The sequence below is a fragment of the Paraburkholderia sp. BL6665CI2N2 genome, assembly GCF_004366535.1.
GTDB lineage: Bacteria > Pseudomonadota > Gammaproteobacteria > Burkholderiales > Burkholderiaceae > Paraburkholderia.
Genome location: NZ_SORC01000001.1, coordinates 1,075,153 through 1,093,544, shown reverse-complemented (window position 1 = coordinate 1,093,544; position 18,392 = coordinate 1,075,153). Strand labels below are relative to the sequence as shown.

Here is an 18,392-nt window from a genome sequence, read left to right as displayed (position 1 = left end):
TGTGTCTTGTCGGCCGTCGTGAACCGGGCTCGCGTACCGTCTGCGCTCAATACGTCGCGCGGCCGCCTGACAGGTCGAAGGTGAAGCCGGTCGTGAAGCTGCATTCGTCGCTTGCGATCCATGCCACCATGGCGGCGATTTCCGGAACAGTCAAAAACCGCCCCATTGGAATGCGCGCTTTGCTGGCCTCGATGTGCTCCTCCGTCATCTCCCGGAAAAGATCCGTTTCGGTGATCGCAGGCGCGATGCCGTTGACCGTGACGCCCGTTCCGGCCAATTCACGCGCGATCGATTTCGTCAGACCGATGACACCCGCCTTCGCCGCCGCATAAGCGCAAATGTTCGGATGTCCTTCCTTGCCGACGATCGACGCCACGTTGACGATGCGTCCCGCGCCACGACCGCGCATGTGTGGCACGGCGAGGCGACAGGTGTGGAAGACGCTGTTCAGATCGACGGCGAGAACGCGGTTCCATGCGTCGACCGGATAGTCCTGGATCGGCACGACCGGGCCGTTGATGCCGGCGTTGTTCACGAGTATGTCGACATGACCGAACGACTCGAGCGTGACAGCAAACGCGGCCTCAACGGAACGCGCGTCCGCAAGATCGACGGCCTGAACAAGGGCCGCGAACGAGTCGCCGCCTATCTCAAACGATGAACAATCGATATCCCAACAGGCGACCCGGCAGCCTTCGTCCGCAAGTCGCTCTGCGATACCGCGCCCGATGCCACGCGCGGCGCCCGTCACGATGGCCGTGCGTGATTCAAATCTCCGTTGATTTATCGATTGCTTTTCCATTTCCGTTTGTTCCTATACATAACGTAGTTCCTATCCTAGAAACGATATTCCGGCTCGTCAACGGCAATCCCACCATTCATTCACATAGGGGAACAAACCAGGGAATGTCCCGGTTCGCGATAAAAAGCGCTTGACCGCGCGGCGTCATGAGTACCAACATAGAAATTGATTTCTATACGTGAACAACGAGGAGCGATACATGGAGCAGGCGATGATGGATCGATTGACGATCCGCGAGGCGATCGAAAACTGGGCGGTATGGCGAGATGCGGGAGACTGGGAGCGTTTCGCGACGCTGTGGCATCCAGACGGCCGCATGATGGCGACGTGGTTTCAGGGAAGCGGCCGTGAGTTCATCGAAGTGACGAAGGCCGGTTGGGCCAACGGCGTGAGCATCCTGCATTTTCTCGGCGGCACGTCGATCGAAGTGAGCGGCTCGCGTGCCGTCGCGCAGACCAAGATGACCATTTCGCAGCGTGGAGAAGTGGAAGACACGTTATGCGACGTCGTGTGCACCGGCCGCTTCTACGACTTCTTCGAGAAGGTCGGCGACCGATGGCTGCTGTTGCTTCGACAGCCCATCTACGAAAAGGATCGTCTGGATCCGGTCAAGCCGGACGCCCGTCCCGTTCTCGATGCGGCGCTGCTGGCCGAGTTCCCCGTTGGTTACCGGCATCTCGCCTATATGCAGACCCGAATCGGCTACAAGGTCAAACGCGACATGCCGGCATTGACGGGTCCGGAGGTAGAAGCGCTCTATGCGCGCGGCCGCCAGTATCTGCAAAACGGAGCGCTATGATGGAGGACGTCTCGCCGATGCGCTTCGATTACCAGGCGCTGCCGGCGCGCGTGCTGTTCGGCGCGGGCAGGCGTCGGGAAACGCCTGAAGTCGCCCGGCAACTGGGCTGCGCGCATCCGTTGATCGTCTGCACACCGGAGCAGAAGGATTTGGCCGATACCATCGCGTCGTTGTTCACCGGTCCGCCGGCGCATATCTTTCCCGAGGCCACGATGCACACGCCGTGGAACGTGACATCGCGTGCACTCGCGCTCGTGCAGGAGACCGGCGCGGACTCCCTGATTGCTGTCGGCGGTGGTTCGGCGATAGGCCTCGCCAAAGCGCTTGCACTGCGCACCGGCCTGCCGCAAATCGCGCTGCCCACTACGTACGCCGGCTCTGAAGTCACACCAATCATCGGCGAAACGCAGGACAGCGAGAAACGTACGCGTCGTACGCTCGACGTGCTGCCGGAGGCCGTGATCTACGATGTGGAACTCACCCTGACGCTGCCCGCGCGCTTGTCGGCGACCAGCGGTCTGAACGCGATGGCTCACGCGGTGGAAGCGCTCTATTCCGTCGACGCCAATCCGGTCACGTCGATCATGGCTGAACAGGGTATCGCGGCCCTCGCCGCTGCGCTGCCCGAGATTCTCGCCAATCCCGCCAGTGTTGATGCGCGCAACCGCGCCCAGTACGGTGCGTGGTTGTGCGGAACGTGCCTCGGCTCCGTCGGCATGGCGCTGCATCACAAAGTCTGTCATGTGCTGGGCGGCACCTTCGATCTGCCGCATGCCGACACCCATGCGATCATGCTTGCGCACGTCGTTGCCTACCAGGCTGGCGCGGCGACGCATGCAATGCGCCGCATCGCACACGCGCTTGAAGCCGATGACGCATGGTCCGGACTGCACGCGCTCGCTGCAAGGCTGCACGTTCCCCAGTCTCTCGCGGAGATTGGTATGCCGCACGATGGCATCGGGCGCGCGGCCGATCTGGTGTTGCAACAGGCCTATGCCAATCCGCGCACGCCGGGCTATGACTCGATCAGGGCAATGCTCGAAAGGGCATGGCGCGGCGCGGCACCACAACCCGATTCGCTGTGAGGAGCACGCGATGCGCAATTTCGACGAAGACAACATCACCGCAGCAGTGATCGAGCGTCTTGCGGGAAGCAAGAGCGAACGCGTGCACCAGATCAGCGACGCGCTGGTTCGTCATCTGCATGCGTTCGTGAAGGAGATCGAGCCCACCGAAGACGAATGGGCCGCCGCGATCCGCTTTCTCACGCAGACGGGGCAGATGTGCACCGACACCCGGCAGGAGTTCATTCTGCTCTCCGACACGCTCGGTGTATCGATGCTGGTGGACGCGATCAATCATCGCTATCCGGGCGACGCGACGCAAACTACCGTGCTCGGTCCATTCTATGTAGAAGAAGCGGCTAGTCTGCCGCTCGGCGCTTCGATCTCCGATGTCGAGCCGGGCGACCCTCTGCTGGTCGAGGGCACCGTACGCGATCTGAACGGTGAGCCGATCGCGGGCTCACTGATCGAGACGTGGCACGCGGACAGCCACGGCTTCTATGATGTGCAGAAGGCGGCGGGCAGGGAGAACCTGCACATGCGCGCGCGCTTCCTGACCGATCCGCAAGGCGCATTCTGGTATCGCTCGATCGTACCCGCGGCGTATCCGATTCCGAACGACGGCCCGGTCGGCCGCATGCTCGATGCGCAGGGGCGGCATCCGTACCGCCCGGCTCATGTGCACTTCCGTGTCAGCGCACCCGGCTTCCAGACACTCGTTACGCATGTGTTCGTGAGCGGCGACATCTATCTGGACTCGGACGTCGTGTTCGGCGTGAAGGACGCACTGATTGAACCACTGGTACCGCTCGCACCGGGTCTGAGTCCGGCCGGTCATCTCGTCGAGGTTCCGAGTGCCCTGCTTGCCTATGATTTCGTGCTGCCGCCGCAGAACTGACCGCCGTGCGCCACGAGCCATTTTCTATGTTACGGACGTGTTCCCATGCATGAACTATCGTTGCATCATCTGACCATTCTCGACGCGCATCCGCTGCAACTCGTCGATGCGGCCGCCGCTGCGGGATTTGAGTTTTGCGGCTTGCGGCTGGTCGCGCCCCCCGCCGCCGACGCGATCGTGGATGTCGCGAACCATCCCGCACTCATCCGCGAGTTACGCGCGCGACTCGACGCAACCGGCGTCAGGCTGCTGGACATCGAGGCGATCTGGCTGAGTCCGCAGACGGACGTCGCGTCACTACTGCCTGCACTCGAAGCGGGTCGTATGCTCGGTGCGCGGCACGTGCTCTGCGTCGGCAACGACACCGAACGCGCTCGTCTGCGGGACAACTTCGGGCGCCTCTGCGAAGCGGCCGACGGCTTTGACCTTTCGGTCGGGCTCGAAGCGATCACATACTGCGCGGTGGGTACGCCCGCCGACGCGCTCGAGGTCGTGCGAGACAGCGGACAGCCGAACGCGCGAATACTCATTGACGCACTGCAGTACTTCCGGGCGGGCGCAACCTGCGAGCAGATCGATGCAATCGACCCGGCGCTGATCGAATACATCCAGATTTGCGATGCACCGAGCGCCGCACCGCAGTCCCTCGAAGCACGGCGACAAGAAGCGAGGACGGCCCGGCTGCTGCCCGGCGATGGTCAATTGCCGCTGCGCGAACTGCTGTCGAGACTGCGGTCCGATCTTCCACTCGCCGTCGAGGCGCCGACGTTCGCGCTGCGTGGCCTGCCGTTCGAAGAACAGGCGAGACGCATCCATGCGCGCATGCGGACGTTTCTCGCTGGTCCAGTGTCCTGATGCTAGTATGTTTCCATACGTAAACAGGAGCCGGATATGCTGTTGGAAGACGAATCGAATGCAGTGGTCAAATCGGCGGATCGCGTGCTCGACGTGATCGAGTTGCTCGCGAGATGGGGACGCGAGATGTCCCATACGGAAATCGCGGAAGCGCTGGATATACCGAAGAGTTCGCTGACCAAGCTGCTCAAGAATCTTACGGCTCGTGGATTTGTCGAATTCGTCCCTGTCACCAAGGGTTATCGCCTCGGCGAAGCGCTGATCCGGCTTTCGCAGCAATCCACGCATAGCCGCTCGCTCGTCAGCTGCGCGCAGCCGGTGCTGGCGGAGATCACACAGCAGACGCTGGAGTCGTGCGCGCTCAATCAGATCAAAGGCGATCAGGTGGAAGTCGTTGCGACAGTGACCAGCCCGCAACGGTTGGTATCGCATCTGCGACTCGGCGATCTTGCACCGCTGTATGCAGTGTCGGGTGGAAAGGTGATTCTCGCGTTTCTTCCGGATCAGATGCGTAGCGAGTACATCAAGACCGTAAAGATGCAAGCCATCACGCCGAAGACGATCACATCGAAGAAGGCGCTGCTTGCACAGATCGAAACCATCCGACACACCGGGGTCGCCTATTCGATGGACGAATACACGCCGGGCATCGTTGGCGTCGGCGTGCCCGTGTTGTCATCGTCGGGCTTTCCGCTCGGCTCGCTGAACGTCGCGATTCCGTCGGTGCGTTATTCGGAACGTGTCGGCGCGCGGGCCGTCGCCGTTCTCAAGGCCTCCGCGGAGCGCGTGCGCCGCGATTACATCGCCGCAAACGAACATACCAGGTAAGCGCACTGACACATTTTCGGCGACCCTTGTCTTTCTGGTCGCAACCAAGTCGATTGCGATTCTATGAACTATTAATGAAGGATATCGAACTTGATGAACGCGCGAATTTCAGAGCCGAATGGAATCGTACAGTTTCCTCGGGTGGGAGTCGGAGCCGGCAGCCTCGCAAACGCGGCGGGCGAGCAGGCGTTCTTCAACATGATTCACGCCGCATGGGCGAGTGGCGTTCGATATTTCGATACCTCGGCAGCTTATCTTGGCGGTGAAAGCGAGCAACGGCTTGGCGCTGCGCTGGCAGCGTATCCGCGAGACGAGTTGTATGTATCGACCAAGCTCGGCAGGTACTTGAGCCAGCCTGGCGCAAGCTCCTTGCCAGGCGGTAGCGACTTTTATCTGGACTACACGTACGATACGACGCTCCGATCGGTCGAGCGCAGCCTGTCGCGACTCAATGTCGATCGTCTCGATGCAGTTTTTATTCACGATCTGGATCCCGGTTTTGCCCGGACGGCGTATCGTGAGGAACTCAAAACGGCCGTCGAAGGTGCGTTTCCCGCGTTACAGCGCCTAAAGGATGAAAAAGTGGTCGGCGCGATAGGCGTCGCCAGTATGGACTGGCAGGCCTGTCTGGACTTCGCCGAACTGGCCGACGTAGATGTCGTCATGCCGGCGGGAGAGTACTCGTTGCTTCGCACGCGCAGCACCGCACTGCTGGATCATTGCGTCGAGAAAGGCATTGCCTGGATCGCGGCGTCGCCATTCAACTCGGGCATTCTCGCCACCGGTTCGCGTCCCGACGCCTTCTACAACATGCGGCCCGCGACGCGGCTAGCCCTGTTGCAGACGGAAGGACTCGAACGCATTTGCCGGCGCCATCACGTGTCGCTGGCTACCGCTGCCCTGCTTTTTCCGTTGCGGCATTCAGCGGTAAGCACGATCGTTTTCGGCGCAAAGAACGCGGATGAATTCAACGAGTCCTTCGCACGTCTTTCTGAACGCTTGTCGGATCAGTTCTGGCAGGAGATGGACGCATTCCTGGTCGAGACGAAGGATTGGGAAGGGTGATTATCCGGAGGTTGCCAAGGAGCTTAATTGCTTCAATTCGGGAAGGGCCAACAAGTGGTCCGCCGCATCTGATTGCGCTATGGGCCGCCGGCGCCCGATAACGCGTGCTTTGTCCGAAGAGGCTCGTCGTTTCGCTACACTGCGCACTTTCGCTGACAACCTGGCAGGAGGCTGCACATGGACCGCATGGTGGCGATGGAGACTTTCATAACTGTTGTCGATGCGGGTTCATTTTCCGCCGCGGCACGCCGGTTAAAGCTGGGCCAACCGGCCGTCTCAAAGACAGTCGCACAGTTGGAGGAACGTCTGGGGGCCCGTTTGCTATTGAGATCGACACGTGGCCTGGCGCCGACCGATGCCGGTCAACGGTTCTACGATCACGCACTCAGGGCCATAGATGAGACGGAGCGGGCAGAACAGGCAGTACGTGATTCGTCGGATGGCTTGTCCGGACGACTGCGCATTGGCGCAGCCGTCACCTTCGCCCGGCTACACATCTTGCCAGCATTAAAGTCTTTCCTGGATCAACACCCCAATCTGAGCATCGATATCGTACTTGACGATCGGTCGGTCGATTTGCTCGAAGAGGGTGTCGATGTCGCGTTACGTATGGGTGCGCTGGACGATTCGAACATGACGGCGCGTCGCATCTCCACCGGGCGGCGGGTCGTCGTCGGCACACCCTCATATTTCGCGGAGGCGGGGATTCCGCAAACGCCTGGCGACCTTTGCCGTCATCAGGCGGTCGTTTACTCGGTGCGAGGCGGCGGGGAATCGTGGTTGTTCAGCCGGAGTGACGGTTCCGACTCAAACGTAACCTTGTCCGGCCGAATAAGCGTGAACGCAGCTGAAGGCATGCGCACGGCGGTACTCGCTCACATGGGCCTTGCTGTCGCTTCGGAATGGATGTTCGCTCCTGAACTCTCGAACGGCGCGGTTCAGGCCGTCCTGACTGACTGGATGTTGCCGCCGATTGACCTGTGGGCAGTATTTCCGTCCGGCCGCATGGCGACCATGAAGGCGCGTGCCTTCGTCATGTTTGTCGAGCACCTTCTCAATGAGCGCTCCAACGAGGACCTCACCGCCTAGCCGCTGCGTACCAGGGCGCCAATGCCCCGGGCTGCCTCTTCGCAGTAGGAATAGGAGCTATTCCTCACCCACGACTACCGGGCGACGCCACCTGAGCGGAGGATACGCATCAACCAATGCACGAAACATTGGCTCCGATGTGGCAGTCCCTTCCGGCTGTTCAGCCCGGAGGACCGCTTCGAATCCTATCTGTTGAGGAAAACATGACCCAGGCTCTGAAAGGCAAACTTGCTCTTGTTACGGGCGCTTCGCGTGGAATCGGTGCAGCTATTGCGGCACGTCTTGCGCGGGACGGCGCATCGGTGATCGTTCACTATGCGTCGAGTCAGGCGCGGGCCGACGCAGTTGTCAAGGAGATCCGCGATGCCGGCGGCGAGGCTGAAGCTGTCGGCGCCAACCTGTCGCAACCAGAAGGCGTCAAGAGTCTCATTGAGGCGCTGAACGGCGCGTTCGGTGGCCGCTTCGAGGGGCGGCTCGACATTCTTGTCAACAACGCTGGCACGGTGGAGTACGGGCCCTTCCTTGATTCTTCGGAGACGTCATACGACACACACTTCAACTTGAATGTTCGTGCGCCGATCGAACTGGCAAAAGACGCGGCAGCGCGAATGGTGGCGGCCGGCTGGGGACGCATTATCAACGTGGGCTCGGCCTTTGGCGAAGCCGCGCCACTGCCTGGTGTGACGCTCTACATCGCATCGAAGTTCGCCCTCAGAGGCTTCACTCGCGGGCTATCGCGCGAACTCGGCAAATATGGCGTAACCGTGAATGCCGTCCAGCCCGGCCCGATCGATACAGAACTGGCTCCGCAGCCCGGCACAGAAGACCACGCAACGATGACAAAGCTCGCAAGCGTGGGGCGTTTCGGCAAACCGGCGGAAATCGCCGCGGCTGTAGCTTATCTCGCGAGCCCCGAAGCAGGCTACACGACCGGCGAGAGTCTGACGGTCGATGGTGGATGGATTGCCTGAGGAAACCGACGAGCGTTTTCGCTGGCACGCTGCAACGCTCGATTCGCTCGCAGACGTGCGCGTCGGTCCGGAGCGCGTGCGGGCGCAAAAGCATTCGCACGCGGTTCCCACGTTGTCGCCGCGCGCGTCTACGACAGCAAACGACCTTCGACAACGGCTGAGCTACGGAAATGGACGAAGACGCCAGATTGCTTGCCTTGAGCGCGATAGCACACCGCTCGCGATTGGCTATCTTTCGGCTGCTCGCTGCAGCGGGGCCTGGTGGGTTGCCCGCGGGAGAGATTTCTGCGCAGTTAGGAATTGTTCCGTCCAGCCTGTCTTTCCACCTAAAGGACATGTCGCGCGCGAACCTTGTATCCAGCAACCGGAGAGGGACCTTCATCTATTATTCGGCGGGCCTGGATGCCATTCATGGAGTTATCGACTTTTTGACTGAAATCTGCCTTGCTGACTCCGCAAGGACTCCTTTTTCCCGGTAAGGAGGATACAAAAATCAGTGATACGGACGCATGGTTTTTCTAGTCCCACTGCCGGTAAGACGGATGGCGGCTTTACCTGTGAACGCGGCCGGCGAACCTATTCGCGGCGCAGCCTCGCTGACCAACCTCTGCCATAGCCGGGAGGAACGACGCTTGCGTCTCCTGCGGTGAATCGACCGAAGGAGCGCGATAAGGCCGAAAGGCACAAACTGGGCGAGAAGGTACTACGGGGCTGGTTCACGACGCGGCGCAGGAAAGGAGACGTACTATGAGAAATCGGCTTGGAACGCGGTCAATACTTCCCGTTCTGGTGATTTTTCTCGCCGGCTGTGTCGCTGGTGGCATGCCGTATGCCGGGCCGCACCTCACTCCGACAGAGTGCCGCGACCTTGCGGCACTCAAGACAAACGCGCCCCCTACGATGGCGCAGCACCAAAGCGAACTCGCTGCCTTGAGGAAAGCGGGCTACGACCCGTCACCCTGGTTTAATGATCCGTATTACCCGGATGATCTACAAGCGGCACAGCGCCTGGTCGATTATTGGTTCCAAACGGAGTGCCAGCACCTTCAGCCCGGCTGAGACCGAGAGATCGAGGACTGACTCGGATGTCAGGGGACCGCCACTCCCGGTCGTTCGACGCCATCGCTCCGTTCATCGACAATATTGCGGCACTCGGACCGCTACTTTCTTCGGTATGACGCGGGTAAGCTACTAGTTCAGATCCGAGAGTTGCATCCATCTCCCGAGGACATAGTTCTAGCAGCGCAGAACGAACAGTCCGCGTACGAGGCCATCTTTCGCCTGACGTCCGCCAACAGCGAGCGGCATTAACGCTAGACTCTTGGGCATTTTCCGGGAATCTGACATGCTTACGACCAGGCGTCCGGCGCTTCGCCGAGCTGCAATGCTCCCGGGGAGGGTTTTAAGGCTGCTGACATGCAGCCTGATCGGTTTCGCCTGCATAAATGTCCCAGCTCAGCCCGTGTTGCAGATCGCGCGTATAGCGAATGTCCCGGACCAGGAGGTTGGTGCGGAGATTCTCACGGTTGTCTATGCCAAGCTCGGCATCCACGTTGAATTTGTCGACGTGCCGGCCAAGCGGTCGTTGATCGAGTCGAGTTCGGGTCGCCTGGACGGCGAGGTTCAGCGCGTGCTCGATGTACAGAGAGAATATCCGACGCTCGTCGCTGTCAGGGAACCATTCAACTATATCGAGCCGGCGGCCTTCGTGAAGGAGTTGAATTTCCACGTCAACGGCTGGGAATCGCTGCGTCCTTACCACGTCGGCATCATACGCGGGGTAGGTTCGTCTGAGCGCGGGACGGCCGGAATGCCGCAGGTTGAGGCCACCGAGACGATGGATCAAATGATGTTGATGCTTGCCCACGATCGCATCGATGTTGCCGTCAACGATCTCTTCAGCGGTATGCTCGTCATACGCAGGCTGGGTCTGGATGGGCAGTTGCGAGCGGTGTTGCCGCCCCTGCAGCATATTGACATGTACCACTTCCTGAATGAGCGCAACCGCGAACTCGTGCCCCGGGTGGAGGCCGTCATTCGGGATATGCGGGCAAGCGGGGAGTTGCAGGCGCTTCGATCGCAAATTACTCACCGCATGCTGAATGGAGCGGCTCAAGGTGCGCCTTCGGTAGATCGGTGATCAGCTGCGTTTCCAGATGAGTCATTGCCCTCTGGAGGCTTTGCCTGCTCCAAGCATCCACTCAATCAGTTGCATCCGGTTATTGACCCATTGCACCTCAGGCTGAGAACCACCCGGCAGCCGCGCATCATGGCTGGAGAGCTTGCGGTGTCGCTCACGGCTAGTCTCCTGTGACAGCGCTGTCGCGCGGACGGTCGTGACGCTGGGGCGGGACGTTCAAGTATTTGAGACTGAGGAAAGCATAACAAATCACCGCAGCGGTAAGACCGAGCAGGATGTAAGAGGTTCTGGACAATAGCAGGGCAAACCCGGTCAACACGAAGACGATCAGGGTGTTGACGACCAGTTGGCGCCGCAACTCGGGACGCTCCATGAAATAGCCGTACTGCTTGCCAATGAAAAAGCAGACCGCGCCGATGACCGACAGCGCCCGGAAATCGGATACCACCATGTCGTCCAGGGTCGCGTGCCGGATCAGGCTCGCTTCAATCGACAGGCCGATGAAGACGAAAAAGTGCGAGTACAGGACCGAATGGCCGGTCGTGAGCTTCTGTTTGGTCAGCAGGTGAAAAGTGTCAAAGTAGACCCACCAGATGCCCGATATCATCACGAAGCCGGTGGCGGCCGTCAGCAGCCTCTCCACAGTCCAGCTGATATTGGCCAGTCCCGCGGACAGGCTGCTAACGGACTCTCCCAGCATGATGATCGTGAGCAGACCCACACGCTCGATCAGGTGCTCGGTATGCACTGGGATGACCTGGAGACGACGCGGCAAAAAAAAGATGAACACGATCAGATCGAACAGTATTCCAAGGTAAAACACGACATATCGCTGTGGTGCCGGGAACAGGATCGAAGCGAGGCTGATGGTGGTGCCGGCGACGATTACACAGCCAACTGCCGTTGTGAGTGCCTCGCTTTCCTTATGCCGGTATTTGGACACGAAATACATCAAGGCGACGATGTATTTTGAACCGGCGTAGCAGACGATGATGGCCTCAACGCTGGCCAGGAATCGTCGGTCGATCAGGCCTGAGATGATAATCAGCAGGAACATGATGAACAGGGTTGCCAGCCGATGCTTCCGGTCATCGGCATCGAACCGATTGGCATACATGGTGTGGCTGGCCCAAATCCACCACAAAGGTATAAAAATCAGGACGAATTTCCAGAACTGGACTGGGTCAAGATGACCCTCGTGCGTGTGGCTCAAGATATGCGTCACGTCACCGATCGTCACCGCAAAAATCAGGTCGAAGAACGCCTCGAGCCAAGTGGTACGGCGATTGGACTCGAAATACTTTATGTTGTGCATATCGCCTCATTGTCGTGCTTGCGTCGGGGGGCACGTCCGCGGGTTGTGTCGCGATAAGAATGGCAGGACGAGGCGGCTCATAGATTATCTAGGATTGCTTACATAATGATCGAATAGTGGGCGCCGACGAGGTCATCGACTACCGCCAGGGCGACGTACTTGCCGAGGTCATGCGCCTGGCCAAGGGCCTCGGGTTCGATGAATGCCTGGTTTAGGGAGGACAAAGTTTTCCGAGCGGCGAAGTGACGCTCCAGGCCAGCTTCGTGACGCCTTTCATCGTCCACTATGAACGGCGCTGCCCTGCTGTACGGGCGTTTGAGCTTTTGCCCTCCATGATGGCATTGCTCGCATGAAATCGCACACCCATTGGGAGACGGATGTTCTCGGTGGTTGGGCGCTCTGCACAGCCGTTGGCCACCTGACGACGACATGGGAGACGCCGGTATCTGTCATGATACTTCCTCACGGTCTGGCCATTGGATTGCGGATGCGGGAGATTTGCGTGTCCGGTTCGCTGAGCGGGATATGGAAACGGGGTTAAGGCGACGGTTACTCGGGCACCGCCAGACGAAAGGGGCGGCAACAGACAAACCGAATCTACCGCTACCGCGGCGCATCTCGACTCTACCGAAACCGTGAGTTGGCGGATGCAGTAAACGGCCCTCTGCTGCGCGACGCTGTTAATGGCGTCAACCCGACACATCGCCGACGTCCAGGGAAGCCTTGTCGAAGGTTTTGGATTGTTCGGTACTCCGTTAGATGCTCGCCAATTCGCCGCGTCACTTGCCAGTGTCAGACTTCAGACGCGCATACGCCAGAACGTGGAGGATTCCATGAATTCAGGTTGGTACGACCCAGCGCGCTGACACGCCTCATGCATGCCATCCACCGCCTCTATTTATGCAAGGCATGCCGCACCGCGGTCACGTCATGGGTCGTGACCGGCTCGGCCGCATTGCCCCACGTATTACGGATGAAAGTCAGAACGTGCGCGAGTTCGCTATCGGTCAGTTTGTCCGCAAAGGCTGGCATCTTGCGCGATTCAGGGCCGCCGTCCGTGCTCGGACTGCCGCCACCCTCCACGAGCAGACGAACCAGCGAGGTCGTTTGTGGAGCGAGCACGGCCGGATTGCCCGCAAGGCGCGGATATTTTTGCGGCACGCCCGCGCCATTCGACTGATGGCAGCGCGCGCAATAGGTTGCGTAGATGCCGGCGCCGGGCCGCTCGACATCGCCCGTCTTCAGCGCCTGCGCGCTCAGTAGCGCGCCGCGCGAACGTGCGTTGAAGTGCCCGCTCTGAGCGCGCGCTGGCAGGCTTTTCAGATAAGTGGCAATGGCCGCGAGGTCGGCATCGTCGAGATACTGCGTGCTGTCTTCCACCACTTGAACCATGCTGCCGAACGTCACCAAGCCGCCGCCGTGGCCGTGCTTCAGGAAAGCGGCGATGTCCGCCGCGGAGCTTCGGCCCAAGCCCGAACCGGGGTCGGCCGTGAGGTTCGGTGCGAACCAGTGATCGTTGGTGCCGCCCGTCAGATACAGCGGACTCGCCTCGGTGTAGCCGCGTTCCTCATAAGCCGGCCCGCGTGGCGTGTGGCACGCGCCACAGTGACCCAGCGATTGCACGAGATACGCACCGCGATTCCATTGCGCGTCGCGCCCTGCTTCCGGCTTGAAGCGCTCGCCCGGCAGGAACGCCCAGTCCCAGAACATGAGCACCCAGCGCTGGTTGAACGGGAACGGCAATCGGGTTGGCGGAGCGGGCGTGGCCACCGGCTGCACGCCATGCATGAAATACGCGTAGAGCGCGTGCATGTCGTCATCGTCGATCTTCGCGAAGGATGGGTACGGCATCGCCGGATAGAGCCGCTTGCCGCCGCGCGCAACGCCGTCGCGCAACGCGCGTGCGAAGTCGTCATAGCTATAGAGACCGATACCTGCCTGCGGGTCCGGCGTGATGTTCGACGAATTGATCGTGCCGAACGGCGAGGCCATGCCGAGACCGCCGGCGAACGGCGTCGCCAGAGTCGGCGCGGCACCGGGTCGCATGACGCGTGGCGCGGCCGTATGACAGCCTGCGCAGTCGGCGGCCTTCGCGAGATAGGCACCGCGTGCGATCTGCGCGGCGTCGGCCGGTGTCGCATTGGCGGGTGCGGAGTCGGCTGTGTAGCCGCAAGCAAGCGTACCGAGCGTCATGGCGAGCATCGCAGCGGCAGCGCGTGGGCCATGCCGAAACCATCGCCCGTGCGGCCCTTTGCGGCTTGGTGAAACAAACGGATTTGGCGCGCGCATCGTCACCACCACTTGCACGGCGACACGAGCGCCAATGCGATATCAGTTGCAATCAACGCGAACAGAAACAGCGCACTGCACATCACCGCGATACGTGTCAGAAAAGCGTCGAGTCCGCTTCGCCTCTGGCCTATGCCGCCCGGCGCGCCCTCTTTTGCCGCTCCGAAACGACGAACGTTTCGCCAGGCCGTCAGCGCGCCGAACGCGCCGGCCGCGAGACATAACGCGCTAATGACAACGAGCGCCGATCGCATCCACGGCAATGCCGGCGACGACAACGGCTGATCGAGTGGATAGCAGCTTTGCGCGGCCAGCGTTTCGGCGATCACCGTCTGCGCGAGCCATGCGCACGGCGCGACCAGCAGGCCGACCAGCACGCGCCGCATGGGCGGGGTCGGCACGGCAGATGGTTCGGCGCGCAACGCCGGTTTCATGTTCCCGGCCATGACAGATTCCGAAACAGATACGGCGTCAGATAGAGCGTGCTGAAGATGAACAACCACACGACATCCACGAAATGCCAGTACAGGCCGCCGATGGTCAGCGCCGCGCAGCGTTTTTCGTCGAAATAGCCCAGCGCGGTCCACAGCAGCAAGAACAGCAACACGATGATGCCGACCACGACGTGTGCCATATGGAACCCCGTGATCGTGAAATACAGCGAGCCATACAGATGCGTCGTCGGCCCGTATGGATGATCGTGCCATTCGAGCAGTTGAATGCCCACGAATACGATTCCGAGCAGGACGCCCACCGTCATCGAGGCCACGGCCCATCTCAAGCGCTTGCGCCTCACGCAGCGCTCGCACAACCAGACGAACACGCTGCTCGACAGCAGAATGATCGTGTTTGCAATGCCGAGCCCGAGCTTCGGCAAGCCTTCTGGCGGCCATCGCTGCGTACTCTGCAAGGCCAGATAGAGATACGAAAAGATCAGATAGCCGAACAACGCGCCTTCAGTCGCAATCAACGTGAGGCAGCCCCACCAGCCGCCCGAGCGCTCGCCCGCACTGCCGATCGGCAACGGCTCAGCCGGCTGGGCGGCGGTCTGACTCAAGTCCACGGCATCGCTCACGTCAGCCTCCCGCGTCTTGAACGCTGGCCGGTTCGCGCTGGATCAACGCACGTTCCGGCCACAGCCACACGACAATCGACACCGCGCACCCCAGCAGCATCGCGCCGGCAAAGGTCCATGCGCTCATCGCGAGTCCCGCGAATACCAGCGTCGCGAACACCGCAAGCCAGAACGGCGCGTATGAATCGCCCGGCATCTTCAGGATCACGTCGGGATTCGCTTCGAGCGCGGTCGTGCCGAGCGCCTCGCGGCCTTGCGCAAGCAGATAGCCTTCATGCAGTCGCGAGCGCGTGTGAAGCGTGACACCCGGCTCTTCGATCCGACCTTCCCATAACGGATGACGGCTCGCCAGCGTCGGCACCACGGCGAAGTTGTAAGGCGGTGGCGGCGAACTCACCGACCATTCGAGCGTCGGCGCGTCCCACGGGTTGTCGCCGGCCGGCTTGCCGCGCTTCAGGCTGACGAGCAGATCGATCATGAAAATCAGCACGCCCGCGGCGAACAGAAACGACCCCAGCGACGTAACGAGATTCACCGTGTTCCAGCCCATATCGGCGGGATACGTATAGATACGTCTGGGCATACCGAGCAGACCTGCGATATGCATCGGGAAGAAAGCGATATTGAAGCCGGCGAACAGCACCCAGAAGCCGAACTTGCCGAGCCGTTCGCTCATCATCCTGCCGGTGAATTTCGGAAACCAGAAATAGATGCCGCCGATCACGGGAAACACGTTGATGCCGAGCAGCACGTAATGCAGATGCGCGACGACGAAGTACGTGTCGGTGAGCTGCCAGTCGAACGGCACGGCGGCGGTCATCACGCCGGACACGCCGCCCACCACGAACAGAAACACAAAGCCCGCGAAAAACAGAAACGGTACGCGAAACACCGGCCGCCCCGTCCAGATCGTCGCGATCCACGCAAAGGTAGCGACCGCACTTGGAATCGCAATCACCATACTGGCAGCGCCGAAAAACGATAGCGCGAGCGCCGGAATTCCGGTTGCGAACATATGGTGAATCCACACGACGAAACCGATCACCATCGTCGCGACGGTCGATAGCGCGACGGGCCCATAGCCGACCAAAGGACGCCGGCAAAACACCGGCAACGCATCGGAAACGATACCCATGGCCGGCAGCACGACCGCATAGACCCAAGGATGCGCGAATATCCAGAACAGGTGTTGCCATAGCAGCGGACGTCCGCCGTTCAGCACGTCGAAGAAATGCGTGCCGATGCGCCGGTCGAGCCACAAGAGAAAGAACGCCAGGCTCACCGACGGCACCGCCAACAGATTCCCGCCGGACGCCGTGAGCGTGCCCCACACCAGTACCGGCATGCGATCTAGCGACATGCCCGGCGCGCGCATCCGTAGCAGCGTGACCACGAAGTTCATCGAGCCGACCGTTGTCGAGATGCCGAGCAGCACCATGCCGAGCGCGTAGACGTCGATGTTCGGTCCGGTGCTGTACTCCAGACCGGAGAGCGGCGCATAGTTGAACCAGCCGGCATCCGGCGCCTGACCAGTCGGAAAGCTCGCATACAAAAAGATGCCGGCAAACAGAAACACCCAGTACGAAAGCGCATTCAGGCGCGGAAACGCCATGTCGCGGGAACCGAGCACCAACGGCCACAAATAGTTTGAGAAACCGGACAGCACCGGCAATGCGTACAGGAAGATCATCGTCACGCCGTGCATCGTAAAGAGCTGGTTGTATTGCTCGGGCGTAAGAACCGTCGCATTGGGCCGCGCCAGTTGAATGCGCATGATGAGCGCTTCGATGCCGCCCATCAGCAGGAAAATGAAAGCGGTGACCAGATAGCGCAGACCGATGGTTTTGTGATCGACCGTGGAGAGCCAGCCGCGCCATCCCGGCGGCGCTTCCCATATCTCGTGCAGACGTTTTTCTTCGGCACTGCCGGGCATGACGCGGCCGTACTGCGGCGTGCGCTCGAGCGGCAGCGCTTCGGACGCGGCGTGCCGTGTGGGTGGCGTCAGAGCGGGCCTCGCATTATCGGACATTAAAGGACGCTCCTCTGATTGCTGGCCGGGGTTTCAATGCAGCGTGGCCAGATAGGCCGACAGCGCCGCGGCTTCGCCGGCGTTGAGCGCGATGCTCGGCATCAACGACTCGGGTTTGATCGACTGCGCGTGTTGAATCCAGTCGAGCAGATGATCCGGCGTATTCGTCAGCACGCCCGCCGCGATCAGACGACGCGAGTTCAGATGCGTGAGATCGGGCGCTTGCCGACCGTCCACGTCCGTGCCGCGAATCGTGTGGCAACCGGCGCAGCGCTCGGCGAACAGATGACGGCCCGCGGCGACGCTGCTGTCAGACGCGGATACCGCCGTTTTTCCCTGCGCGTCGCGCCATGCGTTGAAATCCTCCGGACTCTGCGCGACCACTTCAAACGACATGTGCGCATGCTGTGCGCCGCAGAACTGCGAGCATTGCCCGCGATAGATGCCCGCTCGGTCGGCCTGGATCCATTGCTCGTTGGTCTGACCGGGGATCGTCTGCGTTTTGCCGGCAAGTTGCGGCACCCAGAAAGCGTGCACGACGTCCGCGCTTTTCAACGCTATCTTTACAGGCTCGCCGACGGGAATGTGGATCTCATTGGCCGTGCTGAAGTTGCGCGCCGGATTGGGATCGTCGGCGTAATCGACTTTCCACCACCAGTCGTAGGCAGTCACGCTGATGGTCAACTGAGGATGCGTGGCAGGCGTTGCGACCGCCTCGAGTGTGATGAGGATATAGACCAGCATTGCCAGCAAGGCCACCGACGACACGCCCGTGCCGATATAAATCCAGCGCATACCGCCGGATTCGGCATTAAGCGAATCGCTGGCGGCGGTGGGACGTTTACGAGCGATCGCGGCGATCAGCAAGCCTGCAATGACCGCTGTCACCGTGACTGAAACACCCGCCATGACCCAGCCTAAACGCATGGTCGGCGCGGCGGCGGGTCCAGCGGCGTGGAGGAAATAGTTGAGCGGCGCGATCGGACTGGCATGAGCCCTCGTGGCCGACAGAGTCAAAGCAACGAAACGAATGCCGACAAAAGCGCGTTGGGCAACAGCCGTCGTCAATCGCATGCATGTCTCCTCGTGGCCCCCGCCGACGGATCCGAAGTCGAACTGCCACGCGTAAAACGCTGCGCTGGAGTAAGGACGCAGCAGCAAATATCGGGCCGC

19 protein-coding genes are annotated in these 18,392 nt (G+C 60.8%); 11 read left to right on the top strand and 8 right to left on the bottom strand.

Annotation, left to right across the window (positions count from 1 at the left end; translation table 11 throughout):
* Positions 1 to 46: 46 nt before the first annotated feature.
* Positions 47 to 802 carry an SDR family NAD(P)-dependent oxidoreductase gene (locus B0G81_RS04880; protein ID WP_116123124.1) on the bottom strand — a complete coding sequence of 252 codons (756 nt, stop codon included), beginning with the start codon at positions 800 to 802 and terminating at the stop codon, positions 47 to 49.
* Between the two features lie 211 nt (positions 803 to 1,013).
* On the opposite strand from B0G81_RS04880, the gene B0G81_RS04875 reads away from it, so the two are divergent.
* The 11 genes from B0G81_RS04875 to B0G81_RS04825 all read left to right on the top strand — a co-directional run bounded on the left by B0G81_RS04875 (position 1,014) and on the right by B0G81_RS04825 (position 10,511).
* Positions 1,014 to 1,601, top strand: a complete 588-nt coding sequence (locus B0G81_RS04875) for a nuclear transport factor 2 family protein (RefSeq protein WP_243856358.1) — start codon at positions 1,014 to 1,016, stop codon at positions 1,599 to 1,601.
* A complete protein-coding gene (locus B0G81_RS04870; RefSeq protein ID WP_134142996.1) occupies positions 1,601 to 2,686 on the top strand; it encodes a maleylacetate reductase in 1,086 nt (361 codons plus the stop codon). Before B0G81_RS04875 ends, B0G81_RS04870 begins: the two co-directional genes overlap by 1 nt.
* Before the next feature lie 10 nt (positions 2,687 to 2,696).
* Positions 2,697 to 3,563, top strand: coding sequence for an intradiol ring-cleavage dioxygenase (locus B0G81_RS04865; protein WP_134133719.1), 867 nt, complete (start codon positions 2,697 to 2,699; stop codon positions 3,561 to 3,563).
* 45 nt (positions 3,564 to 3,608) lie between these two features.
* Positions 3,609 to 4,418 (top strand): TIM barrel protein, encoded by an 810-nt coding sequence (locus B0G81_RS04860; RefSeq protein ID WP_134133718.1) that lies wholly within the window; start codon positions 3,609 to 3,611, stop codon positions 4,416 to 4,418.
* A gap of 36 nt (positions 4,419 to 4,454) precedes the next feature.
* On the top strand, positions 4,455 to 5,246 hold the full coding sequence (locus B0G81_RS04855) for an IclR family transcriptional regulator (protein WP_106282789.1): 792 nt from the start codon (positions 4,455 to 4,457) through the stop codon (positions 5,244 to 5,246).
* 93 nt (positions 5,247 to 5,339) lie between these two features.
* A complete protein-coding gene (locus B0G81_RS04850) occupies positions 5,340 to 6,311 on the top strand; it encodes an aldo/keto reductase (protein ID WP_116123119.1) in 972 nt (323 codons plus the stop codon).
* Between the two features lie 177 nt (positions 6,312 to 6,488).
* Positions 6,489 to 7,400: a LysR family transcriptional regulator gene (locus B0G81_RS04845; protein ID WP_134133717.1), complete on the top strand. Its 912-nt coding sequence runs from the start codon at positions 6,489 to 6,491 to the stop codon at positions 7,398 to 7,400.
* Between the two features lie 203 nt (positions 7,401 to 7,603).
* Positions 7,604 to 8,371, top strand: a complete 768-nt coding sequence (locus tag B0G81_RS04840) for a 3-oxoacyl-ACP reductase family protein (RefSeq protein ID WP_134133716.1) — start codon at positions 7,604 to 7,606, stop codon at positions 8,369 to 8,371.
* A gap of 170 nt (positions 8,372 to 8,541) precedes the next feature.
* Positions 8,542 to 8,850 carry a metalloregulator ArsR/SmtB family transcription factor gene (locus B0G81_RS04835; RefSeq protein WP_134133715.1) on the top strand — a complete coding sequence of 103 codons (309 nt, stop codon included), beginning with the start codon at positions 8,542 to 8,544 and terminating at the stop codon, positions 8,848 to 8,850.
* Positions 8,851 to 9,118: 268 nt separating this feature from the next.
* Complete coding sequence (locus B0G81_RS04830) at positions 9,119 to 9,430, top strand: DUF4148 domain-containing protein (RefSeq protein WP_134133714.1); 312 nt, start codon at positions 9,119 to 9,121, stop codon at positions 9,428 to 9,430.
* A gap of 403 nt (positions 9,431 to 9,833) precedes the next feature.
* The gene (locus B0G81_RS04825) at positions 9,834 to 10,511 is read left to right on the top strand and encodes a transporter substrate-binding domain-containing protein (protein ID WP_208328508.1); all 678 of its coding nucleotides are present in this window, start codon (positions 9,834 to 9,836) and stop codon (positions 10,509 to 10,511) included.
* A gap of 160 nt (positions 10,512 to 10,671) precedes the next feature.
* Here the strand turns inward: B0G81_RS04825 and B0G81_RS04820 are convergent, their stop codons facing one another.
* The 7 genes from B0G81_RS04820 to coxB form a co-directional block, all read right to left on the bottom strand.
* Positions 10,672 to 11,826: a low temperature requirement protein A gene (locus B0G81_RS04820; RefSeq protein ID WP_134133713.1), complete on the bottom strand. Its 1,155-nt coding sequence runs from the start codon at positions 11,824 to 11,826 to the stop codon at positions 10,672 to 10,674.
* Positions 11,827 to 11,924: 98 nt separating this feature from the next.
* Complete coding sequence (locus B0G81_RS45320) at positions 11,925 to 12,050, bottom strand: hypothetical protein (RefSeq protein WP_279590463.1); 126 nt, start codon at positions 12,048 to 12,050, stop codon at positions 11,925 to 11,927.
* A 670-nt stretch (positions 12,051 to 12,720) separates the two neighbouring features.
* Positions 12,721 to 14,019, bottom strand: coding sequence for a cytochrome c (locus B0G81_RS04810; RefSeq protein WP_134133712.1), 1,299 nt, complete (start codon positions 14,017 to 14,019; stop codon positions 12,721 to 12,723).
* Between the two features lie 98 nt (positions 14,020 to 14,117).
* The gene (locus B0G81_RS04805) at positions 14,118 to 14,561 is read right to left on the bottom strand and encodes a hypothetical protein (RefSeq protein WP_134133711.1); all 444 of its coding nucleotides are present in this window, start codon (positions 14,559 to 14,561) and stop codon (positions 14,118 to 14,120) included.
* Complete coding sequence (locus B0G81_RS04800) at positions 14,546 to 15,190, bottom strand: cytochrome c oxidase subunit 3 (RefSeq protein WP_134133710.1); 645 nt, start codon at positions 15,188 to 15,190, stop codon at positions 14,546 to 14,548. Before B0G81_RS04800 ends, B0G81_RS04805 begins: the two co-directional genes overlap by 16 nt.
* A 1-nt stretch (position 15,191) precedes the next feature.
* Positions 15,192 to 17,219: a cytochrome c oxidase subunit I gene (ctaD, locus tag B0G81_RS04795; protein ID WP_208328507.1), complete on the bottom strand. Its 2,028-nt coding sequence runs from the start codon at positions 17,217 to 17,219 to the stop codon at positions 15,192 to 15,194.
* 33 nt (positions 17,220 to 17,252) lie between these two features.
* Entirely contained in the window at positions 17,253 to 18,293 is a 1,041-nt protein-coding gene (gene coxB / locus B0G81_RS04790; RefSeq protein ID WP_134133709.1) for a cytochrome c oxidase subunit II, read from the bottom strand.
* Positions 18,294 to 18,392: the final 99 nt, after the last annotated feature.

Bases quoted from the DNA above. Each gene is read 5' to 3' on its own strand.
- B0G81_RS04880 (WP_116123124.1), bottom strand. From the start codon at position 802: ATGGAAAAGCAATCGATAAATCAACGGAGATTTGAATCACGCACGGCC.
- B0G81_RS04875 (WP_243856358.1), top strand. From the start codon at position 1,014: ATGATGGATCGATTGACGATCCGCGAGGCGATCGAAAACTGGGCGGTA.
- B0G81_RS04870 (WP_134142996.1), top strand. From the start codon at position 1,601: ATGGAGGACGTCTCGCCGATGCGCTTCGATTACCAGGCGCTGCCGGCG.
- B0G81_RS04865 (WP_134133719.1), top strand. From the start codon at position 2,697: ATGCGCAATTTCGACGAAGACAACATCACCGCAGCAGTGATCGAGCGT.
- B0G81_RS04860 (WP_134133718.1), top strand. From the start codon at position 3,609: ATGCATGAACTATCGTTGCATCATCTGACCATTCTCGACGCGCATCCG.
- B0G81_RS04855 (WP_106282789.1), top strand. From the start codon at position 4,455: ATGCTGTTGGAAGACGAATCGAATGCAGTGGTCAAATCGGCGGATCGC.
- B0G81_RS04850 (WP_116123119.1), top strand. From the start codon at position 5,340: ATGAACGCGCGAATTTCAGAGCCGAATGGAATCGTACAGTTTCCTCGG.
- B0G81_RS04845 (WP_134133717.1), top strand. From the start codon at position 6,489: ATGGACCGCATGGTGGCGATGGAGACTTTCATAACTGTTGTCGATGCG.
- B0G81_RS04840 (WP_134133716.1), top strand. From the start codon at position 7,604: ATGACCCAGGCTCTGAAAGGCAAACTTGCTCTTGTTACGGGCGCTTCG.
- B0G81_RS04835 (WP_134133715.1), top strand. From the start codon at position 8,542: ATGGACGAAGACGCCAGATTGCTTGCCTTGAGCGCGATAGCACACCGC.
- B0G81_RS04830 (WP_134133714.1), top strand. From the start codon at position 9,119: ATGAGAAATCGGCTTGGAACGCGGTCAATACTTCCCGTTCTGGTGATT.
- B0G81_RS04820 (WP_134133713.1), bottom strand. From the start codon at position 11,826: ATGCACAACATAAAGTATTTCGAGTCCAATCGCCGTACCACTTGGCTC.
- B0G81_RS04810 (WP_134133712.1), bottom strand. From the start codon at position 14,019: ATGACGCTCGGTACGCTTGCTTGCGGCTACACAGCCGACTCCGCACCC.
- B0G81_RS04805 (WP_134133711.1), bottom strand. From the start codon at position 14,561: ATGGCCGGGAACATGAAACCGGCGTTGCGCGCCGAACCATCTGCCGTG.
- ctaD (WP_208328507.1), bottom strand. From the start codon at position 17,219: ATGTCCGATAATGCGAGGCCCGCTCTGACGCCACCCACACGGCACGCC.
- coxB (WP_134133709.1), bottom strand. From the start codon at position 18,293: ATGCGATTGACGACGGCTGTTGCCCAACGCGCTTTTGTCGGCATTCGT.